The following is a 23,027-nucleotide window of genomic DNA, read 5'->3' on the forward strand; positions in this document are numbered from 1 at the left end:
CATTTGACAAGTGCACGCTGTTGAGTTCTCAAGGAACGGACGCACCCACAGAAACGATCTCCCGACCTACCCGTGAGGCAGTTCACTACCTTCACACCATCCGCACACAACAAGACCACCTCAAACGAAGCAGATCTCAGGAAGTGTGCCGAACGGCAGAACCCCAACTGTAAACCAGAGAACCGAAACTCTCAAGAACAGATGTTGGGGGTGGTTCGCTACTTGAGGGGCTGCGGGGCCTTCCGGCCGCTCCGCTCTCCCCTGTGGGGCGAACAAGTAATAAGTTACGCCCGAACCACCACCCCGTCGAATCGAGCACACACCCCGGGCGTGTCGCGACCGTGATGCCGCGGAAACACGCCTGAAACGCGGGAGGGCCCGGCCGACGCGTCGTCGACCGGGCCCTCCGGGAATCCCTCGGCGAACCGTGAGCGTTCAGGCGTTCGCGGCCTCGGCGCTCTTCTGCGCCGGAGCGGGCCAGAGCGCATCGAGCAGCTGCCGCACCCAGGCGATGAGGTTCGCGTCGTCGGCATCCTGAGGAAGGGGGACGACCATGGCATCCCCTCCTGCCACCAGCTTCGCCTTCGGGTAGAGGCGCTGGAGACGCACGCGGATGGAGTCGGGGAGGTCGGCGGGGGCGATACGCAGGTTGGACCCCATGGCCACGACGTCGGCGAGTCCGGCCTGGGCGGCACGGCGCCGAAGACGGGCCACGGCGACGAGACCCTCGACCTCCGCCGGGGGCTCACCGTACCGGTCGCGGAGCTCTTCGACGACGAGGTCGATGGCATCGTCCTTCGCCGTGGCGGATGCCGCGGCCGAAAGCTTCTGGTACGCCTCGAGGCGCAGCCGCTCACTGTCGATGTAGAACTCCGGCAGACGCGCATCGACCGGCAGCTCGAGGCGCAGCTCGGTCGGGCCGTCGACGTCTTCACCGCGGAATGTCGACACCGCCTCGCCGATCATGCGCAGGTACAGGTCGAAGCCGACGCCGGCGATGTGACCCGCCTGCTCCGCTCCCAGCAGGTTGCCGGCGCCGCGCAGCTCGAGGTCTTTCAACGCCACCTGCATTCCGGAACCGAGGTCGTTGTTGACCGCGATGGTCTCGAGGCGGTCGGCCGCGGTCTCGGACAGCGGCTTCATGTCGTCGTAGAGGAAGTACGCGTAGGCCCGGTCGCGGCCGCGCCCCACGCGCCCGCGCAGCTGGTGCAGCTGCGACAGGCCGTACTTGTCGGCGCGATCGATGATGATCGTGTTCGCGTTCGAGATGTCGAGACCGGTCTCGATGATCGTGGTCGACACGAGCACATCGGCCCGGCGCTCCCAGAAGTCGTCGACGACCTGCTCGAGGGCGTGCTCACCCATCTGCCCGTGGGCGACGACGATGCGCGCCTCAGGTACGAGCTCGGCGAGATGCGCGGCGACCCGCTGGATCGACGACACGCGGTTGTGCACGTAGAACACCTGGCCTTCGCGCAGCAGTTCACGGCGGATGGCCGCGGCGATCTGCTTGTCGTTGCGCGGGCCCACGTACGACAGGATCGGATGCCGGTCCTCCGGCGGGGTGGCCAGGGTCGACATCTCGCGAATCCCGGTGACCGCCATCTCGAGTGTGCGCGGAATGGGCGTCGCGCTCATCGCCAGGATGTCGACGTTGGTCTTCAGCTTCTTCAGTTGGTCCTTGTGCTCGACGCCGAAGCGCTGCTCCTCATCGATGATCATGAGCCCGAGGTCCTTGAAGACGACCTTCTCGGTGAGGATGCGGTGCGTTCCGATGACCATGTCGACCGTGCCGTCGGTGAGGCCCGCGAGCGTCGCTTTCGCCTCTTTGTCGGTCTGGAAGCGAGAGAGCGGGCGAACGGTGACGGGGAACCCGGCGAAGCGCTCGGCGAACGTCTCGAGATGCTGCTTCACCAGCAGAGTCGTCGGCACGAGCATCGCGACCTGTTTGCCGTCCTGGATCGCCTTGAACGCGGCGCGAACCGCGACCTCGGTCTTGCCGAAGCCCACGTCGCCCGAGAGCAGGCGATCCATCGGGATCGGCTTCTCCATGTCGGCCTTGATCTCGTCGATCGTCTGCAGCTGATCCTGCGTCTCGGCGAAGGGGAACGCTTCCTCCAGCTCGCGCTGCCACGGGGTGTCGGGCCCGAAGGCGTAGCCCTTGGACGCCATGCGCGCCGAGTACAGCTTTACCAGCTCGACCGCGATGTCGCGCACGGCCTTGCGGGCACGGCCCTTGGCGGCAGCCCAGTCGCTGCCGCCCATCTTCGACAGCGTCGGCGCCTCACCGCCGACGTACTTCGACAGCAGATCGAGCTGGTCGGTGGGGACGAACAGCTTGTCGCCGGGGTAGCCGCGCTTGGCCGGCGCGTACTCCAGGACGAGGTACTCCTTCGTCGTCTTCACCGCGTTGCGGCCACCGCTGGAGACCTCGCGCTGCGTCAGCTCGAGGAACTTGCCGATGCCGTGCGTGGCGTGCACGACGACGTCGCCGGGCTTGAGCTGCAGAGGATCGACGACGTTGCGCCGACGGGATGCGAGCTTCTTCGCGCCGCGGTTGTCGGAACCCACCGACCGGCCGTAGAACTCGGTCTCGGTGATCACGGCGAACCGCGCCTCGACGAGCTGGAAGCCCCGTTCCATCGGCGCGCACACGACGTGGGCCACCCCGGGCTCGGGCGGGAGGCGCAGATCGTCGACCCGTCGGGCCGCGATGCCGCGCTCCGCGAGGACGTCTCGGGCGCGATCCACCATCCCCGGTCCGGATGCCGTGACCACGACGGACCAGCCGTCGGCGAGCAGCTGACCGACGTGCGCGGTGGCGCCCTCGACGTTGCCCTGGAACGACGGCACCGCGTCGGCCTTGACGCGCTGAGCGGAGGCGTCGCCGATCACGAGGCCCTCGTCCTCGGCATCAGCCGCTCCGGAATCGAAGGCGCTGAGCTGCCACCACACGCCTCCGCGACCGCTCGCGCGCTCGTGCAGGTCGTCGAGCGTCACGAAGTCGCCGGAGTCGAGATCGACGGGGGTGTCGGCCCCCGCGGTCGCCGCCGACCAGGCGGCCTCGAGGAACTCGCGGTTGGTGTCGCCGAGTGTCGTCGCGCGGGCGAGAGAACGCTCGGGATCGACGAGGGCGACGGCGCTACCTCCCGGCAGGTAGTCGACGAGGGTGACGAGATCGTCGACGAGCACGGGGATGAGGGACTCCATGCCCTCGGCGGGGATTCCCTCGGCCATCTTCTCCAGGAGCTGACGCAGGCCCGGGTACCCGTCGCGCAGCGCGGCCGCTCGGGCGCGCACCTCCGAGGTGAGGAGGAGTTCACGGCTGGGGACGAGGGTGACCCCGGTGACCTCGCCGGGCAGCGATCGCTGGTCGGCGACCGAGAAGGCGCGGATCTGATCGACCTCGTCGCCGAAGAACTCCACGCGATAGGGGTGGTCGGCCACCGGCGGGAAGACGTCGAGGATGCCGCCGCGCACGGCGAACTCGCCGCGCCGGGACACCATGTCGACCCGGTGGTACGCCAATTCGACGAGGCGGGTGGTCACGCTCTCGAGCTCGTGCCCGCGTCCGCCGACGACGAGTTCGACGGGCTCGACGTCGCCGAGCCCGGGCGCGAGGGGCTGGAGGGCGCTGCGGACGGACGCGGTGACGACCAAGGGCGACTCGCCGTTCCACGCGGCGATGCGCCGGAGGACGTCGAGGCGGCGTCCGACCGTCTCGGGGCTGGGGCTCAACCGCTCGTGCGGCAGCGTCTCCCAGGCGGGGAAGTGCAGCACTTGGGCGCCGGGGAGCACGGCATCCAGTGCCGGACCGAGCGACTCGGCCCGACGACCCGTCGGCGCGATCACCAGAACGGCGCCCGGATCGCCCGAGGCGCGACGACGCTCGATCAGGCCCGCGATGACGGGCGCGTCGAGGCCGTCGACGAGGGAGAGAGACAGGTCGGCGGAGGCCGCGGACGCGGCGTCGCGGTACGACTCAGCCTGCTCGAGGGCGCGGACGATCCCGGGAACTGTCACTCGGGAAAGTCTACGCGGGGCCACCGACACCGGGCGGGGCTGGACGAACACGGGCACGGTCATCCGTGCGGTGTCGACCCGTGACGTCGACGGGTTCAGCCACCTCCGCGTGAAGCGAAGCCACCCGGGACGGGGCTCGACGGGCGGAGCCACCCCGGAGGGAGGGTGCTGCGTAGAGTGGCGGCATGTCCTCCCCCAGCGCTCCGGACGGACCGGTCTTCACGGCGCCCCACGTCGCGCCGCCGGTCGGGACCCTGCTCGCTCCTGTGCCGACGAAGCGCCGCGGGCGGCCGCTGGGAACGTGGGCTCTGCTGCTGGCGCTGATCGCGGGGGTGCTGGCATCCGCCGTCGCCGGATTCGTGGCGTTCCGCATCGCGCGGGGTGCCGGGCCCGGTCTCCTCGCCGCCGGCCCCTCGACCATCGATCTCCGGGTGCTCTCACCCGTCCGCGATCTGGTGCTGGTCGGCGAGGTCACCTTCTGGACGGCGACGGTCATCGGCGTCACCGCGGTCGCGATGGGCATCGTGGCGACGGTGCGCGGCTCCGCACGCGGGGCGGGCATCGCGGCGATCGTGATCGGCGTGCTCGGACCTGTGCTCTACGGGATCTTCGTCGCCCTCGCGCTCGTCGGCGGAATCGCGACCCTGCCGGGTGGAACCGGCGTCGCGGTCTGACCCCGCTACCGGTCGGCGCGCCCGCCGTCCACCCGGTGAGCGGCGACGGCGAATTTTCTAGGCTGGGGTCCGGGCAACGGCCCGTCGACCCATCCGAGGAGGATCCCGTGAGCAGCACCACTCCCCCGCCCTACGATCGCGCGAACGCCTACCCCGACGCCGGCCGGGCGCCCTCGGCGCCGGTGTACGACGGCGGTCGGCGATCGACGACCCTCGGGCTGATCGCGTTCCTCGCCGCGGCCGCGGGCGTCGTCGTGGGCATCATCCTCGCCGTCATCGCCGGCGTGCAGGCCGGCGGGTTGCAGCAGTACGCCGGGCTGGACGGGCAGAACGACCCGACGACCTTCCCGCCGGACGCGTCGCAGAAGGCCATCGCCGCCAGTGTGCTCGGCATCGCCGCGTTCGCCGTCTACGGGATCTTCGCGCTCTGGGGTTTCATCCAGGGCATCGTCGCCGCGGTCAAGAACCGCGGGCGCGGATGGGGCTTCGCCGCCGTCGCCATCTCGGTCCTCGGCGGCATCGCCGTCATCGTCGCGTTCGTGACGGGCATCGGGATCGGCGTCGGCTCCGGCATGTGACCCCCTCGACGCCACGACGGCCCCGGTCCTCACGGATCGGGGCCGTCGTGCGTACGAGGCGTCGACTCAGCGCCGCTCAGGCGCGCGGGGCGTGGAATCGCTGCTGCGCGGCGAGCAGTCCCTCGTCGACTAGGAGCTCCACGGCATCCGCGGCATCCGAGACGAGGATCGGCAGCGTCGTGCGCTCGGTGGCGCCGAAGGGGTCGAGCACCCAGTCGGCGGGATCCTGGCGACCCGCCGGTCGGCCGATGCCCACCCGCACACGCGGGAAGTCCGCCGTGCCGAGCGCCTTCGCGACGTCGCGGACGCCGTTGTGCCCGCCGTGACCGCCGCCGGTCTTGAGCTTGAGCGTGTCGAAGGGGATGTCGAGCTCGTCGTGGACGACGACGACGCGATCGGGGTCGATGCCGTAGAAACGCGCGAGACCCGCAGCGGGGCCGCCCGAGACGTTCATGAAGCTGTTCGGCTTGGCGAGGATGAGCTTCGCCGCGCCGGGGCGCACCCAGGTCTCGGCCACGCGCGCGTTCGCCTTGTGCGCACGGAACGCCTCACGCCGGCGGGCGGCGAGCTCGTCGACGACCATCTGGCCGATGTTGTGGCGCGTGGCCTCGTATCGCGGTCCGGGATTGCCGAGACCGATGATGAGCCAGGTGTCCGCCATGGCATCCATCCTTCCGGATCCGCGCGCGGACCCCGTGGGAACGACCGAGGGGACGCGAAACCGCGTCCCCTCGTCGTGTGCGGGTCTCGGAGGACCCGCGCAGGATCAGTTCTCGTCGCCCTCTTCGGCGGCCGTCTCGGCCTCCTCCGACTGCTCCTCGGCGACCTCGGCGTCGGCCTCGGCGATCTCCTCGTCGGCGGCGATGGTGTCGAGCGGGACCGAGACGCCCACGACGAGGGTCTCGGGCTCGGTGACCAGCGAGGCGCCGGCGGGGAGCGTCAGGTCGGCGGCGGTGATCTGCGTGCCGTCCTCGGCGCCCTCGACGTCGACCTCGATGTTCTGCGGGATGTGAGTCGCCTCGACCTCGAGCGACACCGAGGCGGCGTCGAGCATCGCGATGGTGCCGGGGAAGGGCTCACCGGTGACGACGACGGGCACGTCGACCTGGACCTTCTCGCCCTTCTTCACGACGATGAGGTCGATGTGCTCGATGATCTGACGCACGGGGTCCTTCTGCACGTCCTTGACCAGGACGAGCTGGCTCTGGCCCGCGATGTCGAGGTCGAGCAGTGCATTGGCGCGACGGATGAGCAGCGCGGTCTGGTGACCGGGCAGCGCGACGTGCTGGGGCTCGGTGCCGTGACCGTAGATGACGGCCGGGATCTTGCCCGCGGCGCGGAGGCGACGGGCGAAGCCCTTGCCGAAGTTCTCGCGGAGCTCCGCGACGACCTTGTTGTCTTCCGACATGTTGTTCTCCTCGCGGGCTCGTGTCCCGCAGCTTGTGAGCGGACGGTGTCCGCACCTGTGTGGTCTGGATTCGACTCGAACGCGAGCGCGTGAGGAAAGCCGGGAGCCTGCATCACCGCGTCGATCACGGATGCCGGGTGCTCCCTGCGGGCGCACGGCGATGGCATCCCTCGCCGAAGTACCCCGGAAGTCTACCAGCGACGGCCCGCGCTCTCGACCCCCGAGGTGCGGGGGCGGACGGGAGCACGCGACGGCGACGGTAGGATCGAGGGGCCACACCGACCCGGAGGATCATCATGGACAGCGGCTTCTTCTCTCACGTCGTGATCTGGGTCGTCGGCGGCCTGGCCGCGATCGGCGGCGTCGCCGCCATCGGCGCGCTCTTCTCGCTCGGCCGCAACGCCTCGTACAAGAAGCACTGACGCCGGCGAGGCGCGCGCACTTCCCTGCGACCCGCTCACGCGAGGGCGTCCTCAGCCTCCCGCGAACTCCAGCACGACCTTCGACGACACCGAGGGATCCCCCGCCGTCTGAAAGGCCGACAGCGATTCCGCCGCCGGCACGACGTGCGTGACGATGCCGTCGACGTCGAGCGATCCGTCCGCGAGCGCGCGGAGGACGTCGGCGAACTCGTCGCCGAAGCGGAACGACCCTTTGAGCGTCAGCTCCCTCGTGATGGCGGTGGCCACCGGAGCCGGCACCGACCCGCTCGCCTGCAGACCGAGCAGGATCACGGTGCCGCCACGACGGGCGGCGGCGATTGCGGATGCCAGGCCGGGCACTGTTCCGCTGGACTCGACCACCACGTCGGCGTGCAACGCGGCGAGACCCTTTTCGTCGCGGGCGTCGAGCACCCGCGCACCCCGGGACCGCGCGAGCGAAAGGGGGAGAGCGTGGAGGTCGGTGGCGATCACCTCGGCGGCCCCGTGATGGAGCGCGACCGCGACGGCGAGCAGACCGATGGGTCCCGACCCGATGACCGCGACGCGACGGCCGGCGACGCTTCCCGCCTGCGCCACCGCGTGCCAAGCGACCGCGGCGGGCTCCGCGAGGACGGCCGTGCGCAGGTCGAGTCCTGACGGGAGGGTGTGGAGCATGCGCGTGGGCAGAGCGACCCGTTCGGCGAAACCGCCCTGCGTGTGCGGGAGGTGCATCGCGGAGCCCAGGTAGGTCGACGCGGGCGCGAGATTCGGCCTGTCTTCGGGCCACGGGGTCCCCCCGTCGCCGCGCGGGATCAGGGGGTGGACAGCCACGGCGGTACCGATCGCGGGGCCGCTCCCGTCCACCGCCGCGCGCACGACGGTCCCGGAGAGCTCATGCCCGAGCACAAGGGGCTCGCGCAGGATCGAGGCACCGGCTGCGCCGTGGCGCCAGTAGTGCAGGTCGGAGCCGCAGACCCCGCCGTAGGCGACGGCGATCACGGCCTCATCGGCATCCGGGATCGGCTCGTCGAGGTCGTCGATGCGGAGGTCTCCGGCGGCGTGCGCCACCACGGCACGGTTGGTCATCTCACTCCTCAGAGGGTGGGGGTCGACAGACGCAGATCGCCGACGACGACCTCGACCGTCTCGCCCGCGCGGATCGGGGCCTGCGAGAGCGGGGCTCCCATCATGACGACGTCGCCGGGTCCGAGCCGCGTCCAGCTCGCCACGTACGCCAGGCACGCGCGCGGGGTGATGGGCAGGGCGCCGGCCGACGTCTCGGCCCGCGCGACACCGTCGACGTGCAGGGCGAGGGCCGCATCGTCGTCGAGGGACAGCTCCGTGTCGATCCACGGCCCGAGCGGGGTGTACCCCTCCCCCGACTTCGACTCGAAGTTGCGCGGATCGACCGCCGATCGGTCGGGGCTGGACAGGTCGTTGACAGCGGTGATGCCGAGGACGTACTCGTGCGCGTTCTCGGCGGTCAGACCTGTCGTGTCACGACCGATCACGACCGCCACCTCCGCCTCGGCGACCGTCTGTCCGGCATCTCGGCGCAGTCGCACGGCGACGCCGGACGCGATCACCGTCCGCGGGCTCTTGAGCCACGCCTGCACCGGCGACCCGTGAGCGGGGCCGTTCTGCGCGATGCCGACGACGAGCATTGGCTCGCACGGCGCCGCAAGGTCTCCGGCGACCCGGTCGGCGGCATCCCGAGGCTCGTTCCCCTCCGCGAAGGCGGCGTACGGGTCTTCGATCGGGATGAGTCGTCCGTCGTCGTCGATCCGGACGGTGACGATGCCGTCGGGCGTGGTGGCACGGGCGATGCGCATCAGACCACCGCCGTCATTCCGCCGTCGACGAAGATCGTCTGACCGTGGACGAAGTCGCTCGCGGAGCTGGAGAGGAACACCAGCGTCCCCACCAGATCACTGGTGTCCCCCCATCGTCCCGCCGGGGTGCGCGTGCGCACCCACGTCGAGAACGCCTCGTCGTCGACGAGAGCCTGCGTCAGCTCGGTCGCGAAGTACCCCGGCGCGATCGCGTTCGCCTGGATGCCGTGCGGCGCGAGGTCGGCGCATAGGCCCTTCGTCAGCATCGCGATGGCTCCCTTCGTCGCGCCGTAGGCGGCGATCGAGGGACGGGCGAGCTGCGACTGCACGCTGCCGATCTGCACGAGCTTGCCCGAGCCGCGCGCGATCATGCCGCGCGCCACCCGACGCGAGACATAGAACGCGCTCGAGAGGTTGGTGCGCACGAGGTCGTCCCAGTCGGTGTCGGCGAACTCCGCGATGGGTGCGCGGCGCTGGACACCCGCGTTGTTCACGACGATGTCCGGGGTGCCGTGGGCGTCCTCGATGCCCGCGATCCCCGCGTCGACGGCGGCGGAGTCGCCGACGTCGAAGGTCGCGACGTGGGCGGCGGCCCCGGTCGCCGCGGCGATCTCTTTGGCGGTACGGCCGGCCGTGGCGGCATCCCGCCCGTGCACGATCACTGTGGCACCCGCCTCGGCGAGACCGCGCGCGAGGGTACGGCCGATCCCGCGGCTGGAGCCGGTGACGAGGGCGAGTCTGCCGGTGAGGTCGAACGCGCCGGTCATCGGATGGTCCGCACGGTCACGGTCGTGGCATCCACGCCCTCGCCGGCCTCTTCGCGCGACACCTTGATCGCGTCGTCGGTGCGCGTGAGGTCGCGGCGGAGCGTCTCGGGGACGAGGAATGTCGACGCGGTCGTGATGAGCGCGAGGGTTCCCATGTAGATCGCCAGCAGCAGCCAGTTCGCCCCGCTCACCGCGATGATGTACGCCCCCAGGACGCCCGCGAGGCCACCGGCGAGGACCGCCGAGATCTCGCGCGCCATCGCCACTCCCAGGTAGCGGTGACGGTTGCCGAAGAGCTCGGGGAGCATGGCGCACTGGGGTCCGAGCATCGAGTTGACGGCGACGCCGATGCCGATCGCGATCACCGCGATGGTGATCGGGTAGCTGCCGAGCGAGATGAGCCACCAGGCCGGGAACGTGAAGACGAGCATGAAGAGCGCGCCCGCGCGGTAGACGGTGCGACGACCCATGCGGTCGGAGAGGGCACCGGTCAGCGGCACCGAGAAGATGCCGATGAGCGAGCCGAGCGTGACGCCCCACGTGAGCAGGCTGCGGTCGGCCTGACCGCCGACGGAGGCGACGAAGAACGTCAGCGCGAGGGTGTTGAACATGTACGACCCGCCGTTCTCGGCCATGCGCAGTCCGATGCCGACGATGATGCCGGGAAGGCCCCGCGTGAAGATGTCGCGGATCGGGCGGTCGGCGATCTGCTCGCTCTTCTCGAGCTCGATGAAGGTGGGGGTCTCGCGCAGGCGCATGCGGATGAACAGCGCGAGCAGGATCAGCAGGAACGACGCGAGGAACGGCACGCGCCAGCCCCAGCTGAGCAGCTGCTCTTCGGGCAGGAGCGAGATGAGGCTGAAGACCACGGCAGCGAGCAGCGTGCCGGCCTGGATGCCGATGAAGGGCAGGGCCGAGAAGAAGCCGCGGCGCTTCACGGGGGCGTACTCGGCCATGAGCACCGTCGCGCCGGCCTGCTCGGCACCGGCGCCGAAGCCCTGCAGCAGGCGCATGACCACGAGCAGGATCGGGGCGAGGATGCCGACCGCCTCGTACGTGGGGAGCAGGCCGATGGCCGTGGACGCCCCGCCCATCAGCAGGATCGTGATGACGAGGACCCACTTGCGGCCGAGCTTGTCGCCGAGGACGCCGAAGAACAGTCCGCCGAAGGGCCGCGCGAGGAAGCCGACGCCGTAGGTCGCGAAGGCCGCGACCGTGGCGAGGGCCGGGTTGTCCTGCGAGAAGAACAGGACGTTGAAGATCAGCGCGGTCGAGAGGCCGTACAGCGCGAAGTCGAAGTACTCCAGCGCGCTGCCGATGCTCGAGGCGAGGGTGGCGCGGCGAAGATTCGCGGCGTATTCGGGGTCATCCTGCGGCTGCGCTGTCGGTGTGGATGCAGTGGTCACGGCCATCTCCTTCGATCGGCTGGGGTCTTGCGACTCGGCCGACTGTACCAACCCTGTGGACACAGTTCAATATGTTGAACGAATCTCGACACCCAGCCCCGGTGGGCAACACAGAACACCGCCCCTCTCGGGACGGTGGAGCGCAGGTCTCAGCGGGAGCGGGACGCGCTGAACGGGTTCGTGAGGGCCCGGGCGGCCTCGCGCAGCGCGGCGCCGACGCGGGCGACGCGGTCGGGCGTGGCATCCGCCACCGGGATGCCGACGCCCAGGGCGAGCTGCGGATCCCCCGGCGCCCAGCCCTCGAGCGGAACGGCGACGCCCACGATCCCGCGGAACGACTCCTCTTCGTCGACCGACCACCCGCGCTCGCGCGCGGCGGCGAGCTTCGCGATCACGGTGTCGACGTCGATCGTGCTGTGCTCGGTGAGGCGCGGCAGCGGACCGCGCGTGAGCAGAGCCCGGACGTCGTCGTCGCTGCGCGTCATCAGCAGCGCGCGTCCGGTCGCCGACAGGGCGGCGGGCAGGCGCGAGCCCAGCGGCGTGCCCAGGCGCACCGACCGGGACCCCTCGTAGCGCGCGAGGTACAGAGCGTCGGTGTCGTCGAGCACGGCGACCTGCACGAGCTCGGAGGCCAGCGCCGGCGAGGTCTCGCAGACGGCGTAGAACTCGCGCACCTGGTTGAACTGCGCGGCGAAGGCGCCCCCGAGCTCGGCCGTGCGGATGCCGAGACGGTACCCGAGCGGCACGCGCTCGATCATGCGGCCCGCCTCGAGCGACAGGCAGAGGTTCGCGGTCGATGACTTGGCCAGTCCGAGACCGGCAGCCAGCTCGGTGAGCGTCAGGGCGCGTCCCGCCTCGGCCAACAGGCCGAGGAGGCGGATGCTGCGCCCGACAGCGGGCGCCGGGTCGCGCGCGATCGCGCTCGCTTCGTCATCGCTCACGGCGACCTCCCGTCGTGCCGGCGTCGCGAGGGCGCGACGCGTCAGTAGAACTCGACCGTATCGACAACCGCGCGCATCAGCTCGCCGTCGAGCAGACGCCTGGCGTTCTCGGCGAAGCGCCGCGCGATGCGCTCCTCTTCTTTGCCGTTCAGCGCCGCGGTATGCGGGCTCACGAGGACACGCGGATGCCGCCAGAGCGGCGAATCGCTCGGGAGCGGCTCCACCTCGAACACGTCGAGGGCCGCGAACGAGACGCGACCATCGTCCAGGGCACCGAGGAGCGCCTCTTCGTCGATCACGGTTCCGCGCCCGACGCTCGCGAGGATGACCCCCGGCTTGACCGCGGCGAGAACGTCGGCACCGAGCAGGTGGTGGGTCTGATCCGTCCCCGGGAGAGTGACGACGATGGCATCCACCTCCGCCACCGCGGTCGACAGCTCGTCGAGCGGGACGAGGCGGTCGACCCCCTCGACGGGGGTTCCCGAGCGCGTGGTCCCCCAGACCTCCGCGCCGAGCGCGTGGAAACGGCGCGCGCACTCGGCGCCGATTCCGCCGAGCCCGACGACGAGCACCGTCATCTCGTCGACCTGGCGCATCTCCCAGCGGTCGGTCCAGAGATGCTTCGCCTGCTGCTCCGCGAGACGCGGCAGGTCTTTCGCGCCGGCGAGGACGCCGAACACCGCGAACTCAGCGAGCGGTCCCCCATGGACTCCCGCGCTCGTGGTGAAGACGATGCGGTCGAGCGCCGCCCGGTCGAGATCGGCGGCCTTGACCTGGCCCCCTCCCCCCGCGGCGGTCGTCATCACCCACGTCAGATCGGGGTTCGCCGCGACCGTGCGGGCGAGGGCCGCGGGGTCGACATCGGGGATGCCGAAGAGCGCCTCGGCCGAATCGACCATCGCGTCGAACGCACGCTGCTCATCAGCGGAGCGCTCATGGTCGGGATCCCCCGACCAGTCGGCGGGCCCACGCATCGGACGCGTGAGGGAGGCATCGCGCACGAGCTCGATCCGCGGCTCGAGCCGCTCGATCAGCTGACAGAGCTCCTCTTTCAGGGGCACCGCCACCACCGCGCGTAGGCTCTTGCGTGTCGACATCGTCGTCGTCTCCTCCCGCCGCGGGGCTGGGACCCGTCGCGGCTCACCGAATCGTCGTTCACCATACTGAACCCTGTTCAACCCATTGTCCAGTCGATAGGATGCCGACATGACCACCCTCGACGAAGAGACCGGCCCGTTCCCGCCCGCTGCCGAGCTGCGCCTCGGCGTCTGGGGGCTCGGCGCGATGGGCGAGCCGATGGCTCACCATCTGCTGACCGCACGCGGGACCCTCACCGTGCACGCCCGCCGCGAACGCCCCGCCCTGACCGAAGCGGGAGCCCGGTGGGCACCCACGGCGCGAGAGCTCGCCGCCGCGACGGACGCGATCCTGGTGATGCTCCCCGACCTTCCGCAGCTCGAGGAGCACCTCGACGGGCCGGACGGCCTGCTCGCGGGCGTCGACGGACGGCCGTTCCTGCTCCTGATCGGGTCGACGTCCTCCCCCGTCGGCGTTCGAGAGCTGGCGGAACGCCTGCCCGACGGCATCCGGGTCGTGGACTGCCCCGTCTCGGGCGGGGAGGACGGCGCGAAGGCGGGAACACTCTCGATCATGCTCGGCGGCTCCCCGGCCGACACCGACCTCGCCGCGGCCCTCCTCGCTCCCTGCGGCACCCCGGTGCGCCTCGGCCCGCTCGGCGCGGGAGAGGTCGCGAAGGCGTGCAACCAGATGGTCGTCGCAGCGACCATCCTCGCGCTCGGCGAGGCGACCGAGCTCGCCGCCCGGTCCGACGTGGACCCCGCGACGCTGTGGGAGCTGCTCGGCGGCGGGTACGCGGGATCGAACCTGCTGAAGAGCCGCCGCGAGAAGCTCGTGACCGGCGACGACTCCCCGAGCGGCGTCGCCGGCTACATGGTGAAGGACCTGCGCTTCGCGGCCGACATCGCCGCCGCGACCGAGACGCGGCCGGCGCTGCTTCCCGCCCTGCGTTCGGCGTTCGACGAGATCGTCGACCGCGGCCTCGGCGAACGCGACATCGCCGTCACCCGCCGCTTCACGGCCGAGCGCAGCGAGGACTGACGACGCCCGAGGACCAGACGCGTCGACTCCGCCCCATCACACCGTCGACCACAGTGGCACGGAGCCGAGGGCCGGGTCAGGATCCCGTCGCGGAGGCCATCGCCTCGCCCGCCTCGCGCACGATGAGGCTCATGGCGTGCGCGGCGTCGTCCGCCCGACCCGCGGTGACGGCGAAAGCGACGTCCTGGTGCCACCTCACGGCGTGGGGGTTCGCGTCGTGCGGCATGAGATCGTGCAGCGTGCGCCCGACGAGCACCGACTCCACCACGGAGCCGAGGGCGGCGAACATCGCGTTCCCGGATGCCGCGAGAAGGGTCCGGTGGAAACGGACGTCGGCCGCGAGGTAGTCGGCACCGTCGGCATCGCGCTCTGTGCGGGCCATCTCCATGACCGCGGCGACGAGGTCGCGCCGTTGATCGTCGGTGGCGCACGCAGCCGCCGCCCGAGCGGCGAGAGGTTCGATCGCCCCCCGCAGGTCGCCGAGCTCGCGCAGTTGGGCGGCGCGACCGGGGCCGGCAAGACGCCACGCGATGATCTCGGGCGCGTAGACGTTCCACTCGCTCGAGGGGAGCACCTCGACGCCCGTCTTGCGGCGCACGCGGACGAGACCGAGCGACTGCAGGACGCGCACGGCCTCACGACCCGCGCCGCGCGAGGATCCGGTCGACAGCTCGGCGGTGACGAGCCGCGAGCCGGCGGCGAGGTCGCCGCGCACGATGGCCGAGCCGAGCCGCTCGACCAGGGCGTCGTGCAGAGAGGCCGCGTCCGCGCGATCCGTCGTCATGCCTCGATGATGCCAGACACGAGACGCCACGATGCACCAAAAGTCGTGCACTATTGCGCATCCTGTGGTTTTATGTACGACAAATAGAACTGGCACTGTCGCCACCCGCCGGAACAAGGACGCTCATGGCTCTCGCCCTCACCTCCCTCCCCGCACCTCTCGTGCTCGCCGCCGCCGAACCGGCAACCGCCGCACCCGCAGGACAGCTGATCACCGCCGCCCTCGTCGGCGTCGCCCTCATCGTGGTCCTCATCACGTGGGGCAAACTCCACCCGTTCCTCGCGCTCACCATCGGCGCTCTCACCACCGGTGTCGTCGCCGGCATGGCGATCCCGACGACGGTGACGAGTTTCACCGGCGGTTTCGGCTCCACCATGGGCGGCGTCGGCATCCTCGTCGCCCTCGGCGCCATCTACGGAAAACTGCTCGCCGACTCGGGCGGAGCCGACCGCATCGTCGACACGCTCGTCGCGCGCGCCACCCCGCGCACGCTGCCCTGGGTGATGGGACTCATCGGCGCGATCATCGGCCTGCCCATGTTCTTCGAGGTGGGACTCGTCCTCCTCGTGCCCGTCATCATCCTCGTCGCCCGCCGCTCCGGGGTCTCGCTGATGAAGATCGCGATCCCCACCCTCGCAGGCCTCTCCGCGATGCACGGCCTCGTGCCCCCGCACCCCGGACCCCTCGCGGCCATCGACGCCCTCGGCGCGAACCTCGGGCTCACCCTCTTCTTCGGCGTCATCGTGGCCATCCCGGCCGTGATCATCGCCGGACCCCTCTTCGCCCCGATCGCCGCCCGGTGGGCTCCGGTGCCGGTTCCCGAGCTGTTCCTCTCCGCCGAGGAGAAGGGCGACGAGCCCGTGCGACGCCCCTCGTTCGCGGCCACCCTCGCGAGCATCCTGCTGCCGGTGTTCCTCATGCTGCTCAAAGCTGTCGCCGACATCGCCGCCCCGGGGTCCACCGACGCGTGGAAGGTCGTCATCGACTTCCTCGGCCTGCCGATCATCGCCCTCCTGCTCGCGGTGCTCGTGGGCTTCGTCGTCCTCGGCCGCGGGGCGGGCTTCGACCGCGCCAAGCTCACGAGCGTGGTCGGCTCCTCGCTCGGTCCGATCGCCGGCATCCTGCTCATCGTCGGCGCGGGCGGCGGCTTCAAGCAGGTGCTCGTCGACACCGGCATCGGCAAGGTGATCGCCGACCTCGTCGCCGGCTCCAGCGTCTCCGTCCTGTTGCTGGCGTGGCTCGTCGCCGTCGTCATCCGCGTCGCCACCGGCTCCGCGACGGTCGCCACCATCACCGCCGCCGGGATCCTGCAGCCGCTCACCGAGACCCTCGATGCGCCCATGACGGCGTTGCTGGTCCTCGCGATCGGTGCGGGATCGGTCTTCCTCAGCCACGTGAACGACGCGGGCTTCTGGCTCATCAAGGAGTACTTCGGCCTGAACATCCCGCAGACGCTGAAAACATGGACAGTGCTGGAGTGCGTGATCTCCGTCACCGGTCTCGCCGGCGTCCTGGTCATCAGCGCGTTCGTCTGACCCGAGAGGAAACCGATCATGGCATCCGCCGCCCCCGTCCTCGTGTTCATGGGCCCCGCCGGCACCGGCAAGTCCACCGTCGCGGGCATGCTCGCCGGCCGCCTCGGCTGGGACTTCCAGGAGGGAGACGATCTCCACCCCGCCGAGAACGTCGCCAAGATGGCCTCCGGCCACGCCCTGAACGACGACGATCGCTGGCCCTGGCTCGACCGGGTCGCGGGATGGATCGACGGTCAGATCTCCGCCGGGCGGCCCGGCGTCATCACGTGCTCGGCCCTCAAGCGCAGCTACCGCGACGTGCTGCGCCGCGACGACGTGACCTTCGTGCTCCTCATGGGAGACCCCAAGCTCGTGCTCGAGCGTCTGCTGCGCCGCCAGGGGCATTACATGCCGCCGTCGCTGCTGACCTCGCAGTTCGAGACGCTGGAGATGCCGGATGCCGACGAGCGGGCGATCCGCATCGATCTCGACCTGACCCCCGGCGAACAGGTGCAGGAGGTCGTCGACCGCCTCAGCCTCTCCCCCGCCTGAAACACGCGGGAGTCGAGCCGATAAAGTGGCATCGGCAACCCCACGTGCGCCCGAAACCCCTTCTCGCAGCCGATTTACGGAGCAACGAATGACGTCGACCCCCTCCCCGACCGGACCCTCGACCGACCAGGATCAGGCCCCTCACGAGGCCGCGCAGGTGCACGAGGGTGCACCCGGTATCGAAGAGGTGGACCGCCCCACCGCCGAGGCCGACTCGCGCCCCGAGGGCGAAGGCGACGGCCGCGCCAACATCGGCGTCGTGGGTCTGGCCGTGATGGGCTCGAACCTCGCACGCAACCTCGCCAGCCGCGAGGGCAACACGGTCGCGATCTTCAACCGCAGCCAGGACAAGACCGAGCACGTGCTCGAGCAGCACCCCGAAGCGAACTTCGTCGCCTCATTCTCGTACGAGGACTTCGCCGCGTCGCTGTCGAAGCCCCGCACCGCGATCATCATGGTCAAGGCCGGCCGCCCCACCGACTTCGTCATCGACGAGCTGGTGAAGGTGTTCGAGCCCGGCGACATCATCGTCGACGGCGGCAACGCCCTGTTCACCGACACCATCCGCCGCGAGAAGGCCGTGCGCGAGACCGGCATCAACTTCGTCGGCATGGGCGTCTCGGGCGGCGAAGAGGGCGCGCTGCGCGGCCCCTCGATCATGCCGGGCGGCTCCGACGAGGCCTGGGCCACGCTCGGCCCCATCCTGAAGTCCATCGCCGCGGTCGCCGAGGGCGAGCCGTGCGTCACGCACGTCGGCCACGACGGCGCGGGCCACTTCGTCAAGATGGTGCACAACGGCATCGAGTACGCCGACATGCAGCTCATCGCCGAGGCCTACGACCTCATACGCCGCGCCACGGGCAAGTCGCCGGACGAGATCGCCGACGTCTTCGCCGAGTGGAACCGCGGCGAGCTGGAGTCCTACCTCATCGAGATCACCGCCGAGGTGCTGCGCCAGACCGACGCCGACACCGGCAAGCCGCTCGTCGACGTCATCCTCGACCAGGCCGGGGCCAAGGGCACCGGCGCGTGGACCGTTCAGACGGCTCTCGACCTGGGCGTGCCGGTCTCGGGCATCGCCGAGGCGACCTTCGCCCGCTCGCTGTCGAGCCACCCCGAGCAGCGCGAGGTCTCACGCCAGCTCCCCGGCCCCTCCGGCACCGACGTGCTGTCGGGTGAGGATGCCGACGCGTTCATCGAGCAGGTTCGCCTCGCGTTGTACGCCTCGAAGATCGTGGCCTACTCGCAGGGCTTCGACGAGATCCGCGCCGGCGCCGCGCAGTACGACTGGAACATCGACCTGGGCGCGGTGTCGAAGATCTGGCGCGGCGGCTGCATCATCCGCGCGCAGTTCCTCAACCGCATCGCCGAGGCGTACGACGCCGAGGCCACTCTCCCCGTACTGCTGACCGCCCCGTACTTCGTCGAGGCGCTCGGTCGCGCCCAGGACGCCTGGCGCCACATCGTCTCGCTGTCGGCGGCGAGCGGCACCCCGGCCCCCGCCTTCAGCTCGTCGCTGGCGTACTACGACGGCCTGCGCGCCGAGCGTCTGCCCGCCGCGCTCATCCAGGGTCAGCGCGACTTCTTCGGGGCGCACACCTACCGCCGCATCGACAAGGAGGGCACCTTCCACACCCTCTGGTCGGGCGACCGCACCGAGATCGAGGCGGAAGACACCCACTGACCATCGGTCGGGCGAGGCGGCGACGGGCACTGCTCGTCGCCGCCTCGTGCGTCTACGCCGCAGCGGTGTGGTGGATGACGCTGCGCCCCTCGATCTACGACGACCGGGTGGGCGGCATCCTGCACCGGGTGTTCCGCGCGCTGGCGTCGTGGCCCGGCACGGCGTGGATCACCCTCGACCTGGTGGAGTTCAGCGCGAACGTGCTGCTGTTCGTCCCCCTGGGCGTGCTCGTCGTCGCGTGGCGTCGACGGTGGTGGCAGGGGATCCTCCTCGGCCTGGTGCTGAGCGCCGCGATCGAGATCGCTCAGCTGGCGTTCCTGCCGACCCGGGTCGCCGACCCGCGAGACGTCGTCGCGAACACGCTCGGGGCGGCCGTCGGCGTGGGGGTCGCGATCGTCCTCAGCCGCCGGATCGTCCGCTCTCAGGAATCCCATAAGCCGCGCCATAGAAAGCTCATAGATAGGGGCGCACAATGAGTTCCATGACCGCGACCGCCGCCGCCCCCGCCTTCACCCGCCCCGACGGGAGCGCGCTGCGCGTGCTCGTCGTCGACGATGAGCAGATGCTCACCGACCTCCTCTCGATGGCTCTGCGCATGGAGGGCTGGGAGGTCAAGACCGCCGGCTCCGGATTCGATGCGCTCTCCGCCGCCCGTGACTTCGAACCGGACGCTATGGTGCTCGACATCATGATGCCCGACCTCGACGGCATGGCCGTGCTGCAGCGCCTGCGTCACTCGGGCAACGACGTCCCCGTGCTGTTCCTCACCGCGAAGGACGCCGTCGCCGACCGCGTCGCCGGTCTCACCGCCGGCGGAGACGACTACGTCACCAAGCCCTTCAGCCTCGAGGAAGTGGTGGCGCGCCTGCGCGGCCTGATGCGGCGTGCCGGGACCGCGCTGACGCGCGACTCCGAGCCCATCCTGCGGGTCGGTGACCTGTCGCTCAACGAGGACAGCCACGAGGTCGTGCGCGGCGACAAGGAGATCGAGCTCACCGCCACCGAGTTCGAGCTGCTGCGCTTCCTGATGCGCAACCAGCGCCGCGTGGTCTCGAAGGCGCAGATCCTCGACCGCGTCTGGAATTACGACTTCGGTGGTCGCTCGAGCGTCGTCGAGCTGTACATCTCGTACCTGCGCAAGAAGATCGACGCCGGCAACGAGCCGCTCATCCACACCGTCCGCGGCGTCGGCTACATGATCAAAGCCCCCCAGTGACCCCGCCTCCGCGGCCGGCTCCCCCGGTCCCCCCACGCGCACCCGCGACCGAGACCCGGTTCCAGCGGCTGCGGCGGCGACCCTGGACGCTTCAGGCGCGCCTCATGACGGCGGTCATCGGCATGGTCGCGTTCATCCTCGTGATGATCGGCATCTCCACCAGCGCGATCCTCAGCGGCGTCCTCTACGTCAACCTGGGGGCACAGGTCGACGAGGCCGCGGCCTCGATCCAGCCGCGCGCGGCGTTCCAGAGCTCGGCGGAGGAAGTGCTGGCATCCGGGTTCTTCGATCCGGGCACGCTGCTCGTCATGAACTCCCGCGGTACGGGCATCACCGGCGCCGTGGTAGGCGACGAGGGCGCCCGCGCCCTGTCGACGGACGACCTCAGCCGCATCGCCGACAGCCTGCAGGCGGCGGCGGACTCGAATGCGCAGACCGTCGAACTCCCCAACCTGGGCGAATATCTGGTCCGCACCTTCCAGTCCCCCGGCAGCGACAGCCTCTTCCTCGTCGGTCTGCCCCTCTCGAGCGTCACGAGCACGATCGGAGCGATCCTCACCACCGTCGCCCTCGTCACCACCGGCGGTCTGCTGCTGCTGGGCGCGATCATCGCGATCGTGATCCGCCTCGGTCTGCGTCCCCTCCGTTCGGTCGCCGAGACCGCCACCCGGGTGGCCTCGCTGCGCATGGACCAGGGCGATGTGTCGATCACCGAGCGTGTCCCCGCCGACCAGGTCGACGACCACACCGAGATCGGACAGGTCGGCCTGGCGTTGAACACCCTGCTCGACCGCGTCGACGCCTCGCTGTCGGCCCGCCAGCGCAACGAGGAACTCATGCGACGGTTCGTCGCCGACGCCAGTCACGAGTTGCGCACCCCCTTGGCATCCATCCGAGGATTCTCGGAACTGTCGCTGCGCGCCATGCGGCAGGCCCAGGATGACGAGAGCCGCCAGCGCACCGCTCTCGCGGTCGAGACCACCGAACAGTCGCTCGAGCGCATCCAGGCGCAGTCGCTGCGCATGACCACCCTCGTCGAGGACCTGCTGCTGCTCGCGCGGCTCGACGAGGGGCAGGAGCTCGTATACGGATCGGTCGATCTCACGCAGCTCGCGGTCGAGGCGGTCGGAGACGCCCGCCCGGCCGGCCCCGACCACTCGTGGAGCATCGAGGTCCCCGACGAGCCGGTCGAGCTGGCCGGCGACGCGTCACGGCTGCACCAGGTGATCGCGAATCTCCTCGCCAACGCCCGCACCCATACGCCCGCCGGCAGCACCGTGACCGTGTCGGTCACGCACGAGGGCGCCGAGGCCGTGCTGCGCGTGCACGACGACGGCCCCGGCATCGACCCCTCCGTCGCCTCGCAACTGTTCGAGCGCTTCGCCCGCGCCGATCGCTCGCGCGACCGCAAGACCGGCGGCACGGGACTCGGCCTCTCGATCGCGCGCGCGATCGTGGACGCCCACAACGGCACCATCACCGTGCGCAGCGCTCCCGGCGACACGACGTTCGAGGTGCGTCTGCCCGCGAAACCGGCCGACCCGGTGTGAGCCGGACGGTCTGAGCCCACCCGGTGCGAGGCGGGCCGTCCGTGCAGACGGTGCGGGGCGACGCGGTCCGCGCCGCGCTGCGCCGGCCGGCCTGGGCCGTCAGGAGCAGCGCGCGCGCAGCTCGTCGCGCGCGCGTTCGAGGTCGCTCGGGACACTGCCCGGAGGGGCGAGGACGTCGGGCTCAAGGGAACCGTCGTACACGCGGCCCGTGCGGTCGACGTCGTACGAGGTGGTCAGCACAAGCCAGGCCCCGTCGCTGAGCTCGCGTATCTCGTTCCCCGTGGTCAGTCCGGCGGTCGGAGCCCCGACGCGCACGGTGTCGGCCTGACCCGCGAAGGCGATCGCCACGATCTCGGCGGCGCTTGCGGTGGTCGTCGACGTGAGCAGAGCGACGGGGGCGTCGATCGTGAAGCCGGCCGGCGTCGAGGTGCCGACTCCTCCCGGCGTCGACACGACACCCCCGTGCTCGACCCGCGCCCAAGCCGTCTCCCCCTCTCTCGACCGCAGACCGACCACGTCGCCGTCGTCGAGCAGCGGGGCCGCCACGGCGAGCATGGGCCACGCGTTCCCGCCACCGTTCGTGCGCAGGTCCACGATCCACCCGCACGTGGTGGCGTCCGCCGCCCGCTTCATCGCCGTGAGCCCGGCGGATCGGTACCGCTCCTCGGCCTCCGCGGACTGCCCGTTGAACGACGGCAGCGACACGGTCGAGATGCCCTCGAACGTCGACACCGACGGCACCGGGAACGTCGCGCCCGGCTGATCCACCGACCGCGCCGCGATAGCCTCCGCGGGGGTGAGGAAGAACGAATGGATGCCGCCCGCCGCCACCACCAGTTCGCCGAGACCGGCGTGCGCGTCGCTGATCGTCTCCCGCGCTTTCAGCTCGCCCTCCGCCGCGGTCACGGCATCCTGGAATTCGGCGGTGTCGGCATGGATGCCGTCGCGCAACTCTGCGACGGCGCGGTCGACGTAGGCGGCCACGTCGTCGTCGGCCGCCGTGCACCCCGGCAGGGACAGCGCGCCCAGGAGCACGACGCCGATGACGACGCGAAGGCGGGACGTCACCGCCCGCCGCCCTCGAACCGCGTCGCACCCGGCGTGAGAGCAGCGCGCACCCGCGCCGCCATCTCGGCGTCGAGCACCTCGTCGACGCGCGAGACGTCGTACCACTCGAGGTCGGTCATCTCGCCGTCGACCGGCGTCGGCTCCCCCGACAGCCACCGGCACGCGAAGACCAGATCAAGGTAGTCGGCACGATCGCCGTTGGCGTAGGTCACGCGCGGGATCTGATGCACCCAGGCGAGGCGGTCGACGCCGATCCCGACACCCGCCTCTTCCAGTGCCTCGCGCGCCGCGGCGTCGGCGGGCTCCTCCCCCGGGTCGACGATGCCCGTGAGGGGAGTCAGCCGGCCGTTGTCGCTGCGGCGCCCCAGCAACACCTCGTCGCCGCGGCAGATGACGGCGGTCACCCCCACGAGGGGGAGCGGAACCGTACCGACGTGTCGACGCAGCTCGAGAACGAAGTCCGGTGTGGGCACCGGCTCACTGTAACCGG

At 70.7% G+C, this 23,027-nt stretch carries 22 protein-coding genes; 10 read left to right on the forward strand and 12 right to left on the reverse strand.

The genetic code is table 11. The features are described from left to right. Positions 1-435 precede the first annotated feature (435 nt). On the reverse strand, positions 436-4,023 hold the full coding sequence (mfd, locus tag ACFZA2_RS12750; protein ID WP_391405358.1) for a transcription-repair coupling factor: 3,588 nt from the start codon (positions 4,021-4,023) through the stop codon (positions 436-438). A 185-nt stretch (positions 4,024-4,208) separates the two neighbouring features. Here mfd and ACFZA2_RS12755 point away from each other — a divergent pair, with 185 nt between their 5' ends. Continuing rightward, positions 4,209-4,697 (forward strand): hypothetical protein, encoded by a 489-nt coding sequence (locus ACFZA2_RS12755; protein WP_391405361.1) that lies wholly within the window; start codon positions 4,209-4,211, stop codon positions 4,695-4,697. Between the two features lie 107 nt (positions 4,698-4,804). Next, positions 4,805-5,275, forward strand: a complete 471-nt coding sequence (locus tag ACFZA2_RS12760; RefSeq protein WP_391405364.1) for a hypothetical protein — start codon at positions 4,805-4,807, stop codon at positions 5,273-5,275. Positions 5,276-5,351: 76 nt separating this feature from the next. Here ACFZA2_RS12760 and pth read toward each other — a convergent pair whose 3' ends face one another. Next, on the reverse strand, positions 5,352-5,936 hold the full coding sequence (gene pth, locus ACFZA2_RS12765; RefSeq protein ID WP_391405367.1) for an aminoacyl-tRNA hydrolase: 585 nt from the start codon (positions 5,934-5,936) through the stop codon (positions 5,352-5,354). 105 nt (positions 5,937-6,041) lie between these two features. Continuing rightward, a complete protein-coding gene (locus ACFZA2_RS12770; RefSeq protein ID WP_391405370.1) occupies positions 6,042-6,683 on the reverse strand; it encodes a 50S ribosomal protein L25/general stress protein Ctc in 642 nt (213 codons plus the stop codon). A 296-nt stretch (positions 6,684-6,979) separates the two neighbouring features. Here ACFZA2_RS12770 and ACFZA2_RS12775 point away from each other — a divergent pair, with 296 nt between their 5' ends. Further along, a complete protein-coding gene (locus tag ACFZA2_RS12775; RefSeq protein WP_315994615.1) occupies positions 6,980-7,105 on the forward strand; it encodes a hypothetical protein in 126 nt (41 codons plus the stop codon). 51 nt (positions 7,106-7,156) lie between these two features. Here the strand turns inward: ACFZA2_RS12775 and ACFZA2_RS12780 are convergent, their stop codons facing one another. From ACFZA2_RS12780 to ACFZA2_RS12805, 6 genes are all read right to left on the reverse strand, one after another. Continuing rightward, positions 7,157-8,191, reverse strand: coding sequence for an L-idonate 5-dehydrogenase (locus ACFZA2_RS12780; protein ID WP_391405373.1), 1,035 nt, complete (start codon positions 8,189-8,191; stop codon positions 7,157-7,159). An 8-nt stretch (positions 8,192-8,199) separates the two neighbouring features. After that, positions 8,200-8,937, reverse strand: coding sequence for a fumarylacetoacetate hydrolase family protein (locus ACFZA2_RS12785; protein WP_391405376.1), 738 nt, complete (start codon positions 8,935-8,937; stop codon positions 8,200-8,202). Next, complete coding sequence (locus ACFZA2_RS12790) at positions 8,937-9,704, reverse strand: SDR family oxidoreductase (RefSeq protein ID WP_391405379.1); 768 nt, start codon at positions 9,702-9,704, stop codon at positions 8,937-8,939. Before ACFZA2_RS12790 ends, ACFZA2_RS12785 begins: the two co-directional genes overlap by 1 nt. Then, positions 9,701-11,116: an MFS transporter gene (locus tag ACFZA2_RS12795; RefSeq protein WP_391405382.1), complete on the reverse strand. Its 1,416-nt coding sequence runs from the start codon at positions 11,114-11,116 to the stop codon at positions 9,701-9,703. The genes ACFZA2_RS12790 and ACFZA2_RS12795 overlap by 4 nt, the downstream gene beginning before the upstream one ends. Positions 11,117-11,259: 143 nt before the next feature. Beyond that, on the reverse strand, positions 11,260-12,051 hold the full coding sequence (locus ACFZA2_RS12800) for an IclR family transcriptional regulator (protein ID WP_391405385.1): 792 nt from the start codon (positions 12,049-12,051) through the stop codon (positions 11,260-11,262). A 41-nt stretch (positions 12,052-12,092) separates the two neighbouring features. Next, complete coding sequence (locus ACFZA2_RS12805; RefSeq protein WP_391405388.1) at positions 12,093-13,148, reverse strand: D-2-hydroxyacid dehydrogenase; 1,056 nt, start codon at positions 13,146-13,148, stop codon at positions 12,093-12,095. A 109-nt stretch (positions 13,149-13,257) separates the two neighbouring features. Between ACFZA2_RS12805 and ACFZA2_RS12810 the strand changes: the two genes are divergently transcribed. Further along, positions 13,258-14,169 (forward strand): NAD(P)-dependent oxidoreductase, encoded by a 912-nt coding sequence (locus tag ACFZA2_RS12810; protein ID WP_391405391.1) that lies wholly within the window; start codon positions 13,258-13,260, stop codon positions 14,167-14,169. Between the two features lie 76 nt (positions 14,170-14,245). Here ACFZA2_RS12810 and ACFZA2_RS12815 read toward each other — a convergent pair whose 3' ends face one another. Next, positions 14,246-14,953 carry a FadR/GntR family transcriptional regulator gene (locus ACFZA2_RS12815; RefSeq protein WP_391405394.1) on the reverse strand — a complete coding sequence of 236 codons (708 nt, stop codon included), beginning with the start codon at positions 14,951-14,953 and terminating at the stop codon, positions 14,246-14,248. A gap of 125 nt (positions 14,954-15,078) precedes the next feature. Here ACFZA2_RS12815 and ACFZA2_RS12820 point away from each other — a divergent pair, with 125 nt between their 5' ends. The 6 genes from ACFZA2_RS12820 (at position 15,079) to ACFZA2_RS12845 (ending at position 21,469) form a co-directional block, all read left to right on the forward strand. Then, positions 15,079-16,488 carry a GntP family permease gene (locus tag ACFZA2_RS12820; RefSeq protein ID WP_391405397.1) on the forward strand — a complete coding sequence of 470 codons (1,410 nt, stop codon included), beginning with the start codon at positions 15,079-15,081 and terminating at the stop codon, positions 16,486-16,488. An 18-nt stretch (positions 16,489-16,506) separates the two neighbouring features. Further along, positions 16,507-17,019, forward strand: coding sequence for a gluconokinase (locus ACFZA2_RS12825; RefSeq protein WP_391405400.1), 513 nt, complete (start codon positions 16,507-16,509; stop codon positions 17,017-17,019). A gap of 88 nt (positions 17,020-17,107) precedes the next feature. Next, complete coding sequence (gene gndA / locus ACFZA2_RS12830; RefSeq protein ID WP_391405403.1) at positions 17,108-18,703, forward strand: NADP-dependent phosphogluconate dehydrogenase; 1,596 nt, start codon at positions 17,108-17,110, stop codon at positions 18,701-18,703. A gap of 29 nt (positions 18,704-18,732) precedes the next feature. Continuing rightward, on the forward strand, positions 18,733-19,179 hold the full coding sequence (locus tag ACFZA2_RS12835) for a VanZ family protein (RefSeq protein WP_391406909.1): 447 nt from the start codon (positions 18,733-18,735) through the stop codon (positions 19,177-19,179). 5 nt (positions 19,180-19,184) lie between these two features. Then, positions 19,185-19,919, forward strand: coding sequence for a response regulator transcription factor (locus tag ACFZA2_RS12840; RefSeq protein WP_264631701.1), 735 nt, complete (start codon positions 19,185-19,187; stop codon positions 19,917-19,919). A 104-nt stretch (positions 19,920-20,023) separates the two neighbouring features. Then, positions 20,024-21,469 carry a sensor histidine kinase gene (locus ACFZA2_RS12845; protein ID WP_391405407.1) on the forward strand — a complete coding sequence of 482 codons (1,446 nt, stop codon included), beginning with the start codon at positions 20,024-20,026 and terminating at the stop codon, positions 21,467-21,469. Positions 21,470-21,568: 99 nt separating this feature from the next. On the opposite strand, the gene ACFZA2_RS12850 is transcribed toward ACFZA2_RS12845, so the two are convergent. Continuing rightward, positions 21,569-22,537, reverse strand: coding sequence for a S41 family peptidase (locus ACFZA2_RS12850; RefSeq protein WP_391405410.1), 969 nt, complete (start codon positions 22,535-22,537; stop codon positions 21,569-21,571). Then, positions 22,534-23,010 (reverse strand): NUDIX domain-containing protein, encoded by a 477-nt coding sequence (locus tag ACFZA2_RS12855; RefSeq protein ID WP_391405413.1) that lies wholly within the window; start codon positions 23,008-23,010, stop codon positions 22,534-22,536. The genes ACFZA2_RS12850 and ACFZA2_RS12855 overlap by 4 nt, the downstream gene beginning before the upstream one ends. Positions 23,011-23,027 lie beyond the last annotated feature (17 nt).

Source organism: Microbacterium sp. NPDC007973 (genome assembly GCF_042958465.1).
In the GTDB taxonomy this organism is placed as follows: Bacteria; Actinomycetota; Actinomycetes; order Actinomycetales; family Microbacteriaceae; genus Microbacterium; species Microbacterium galbum.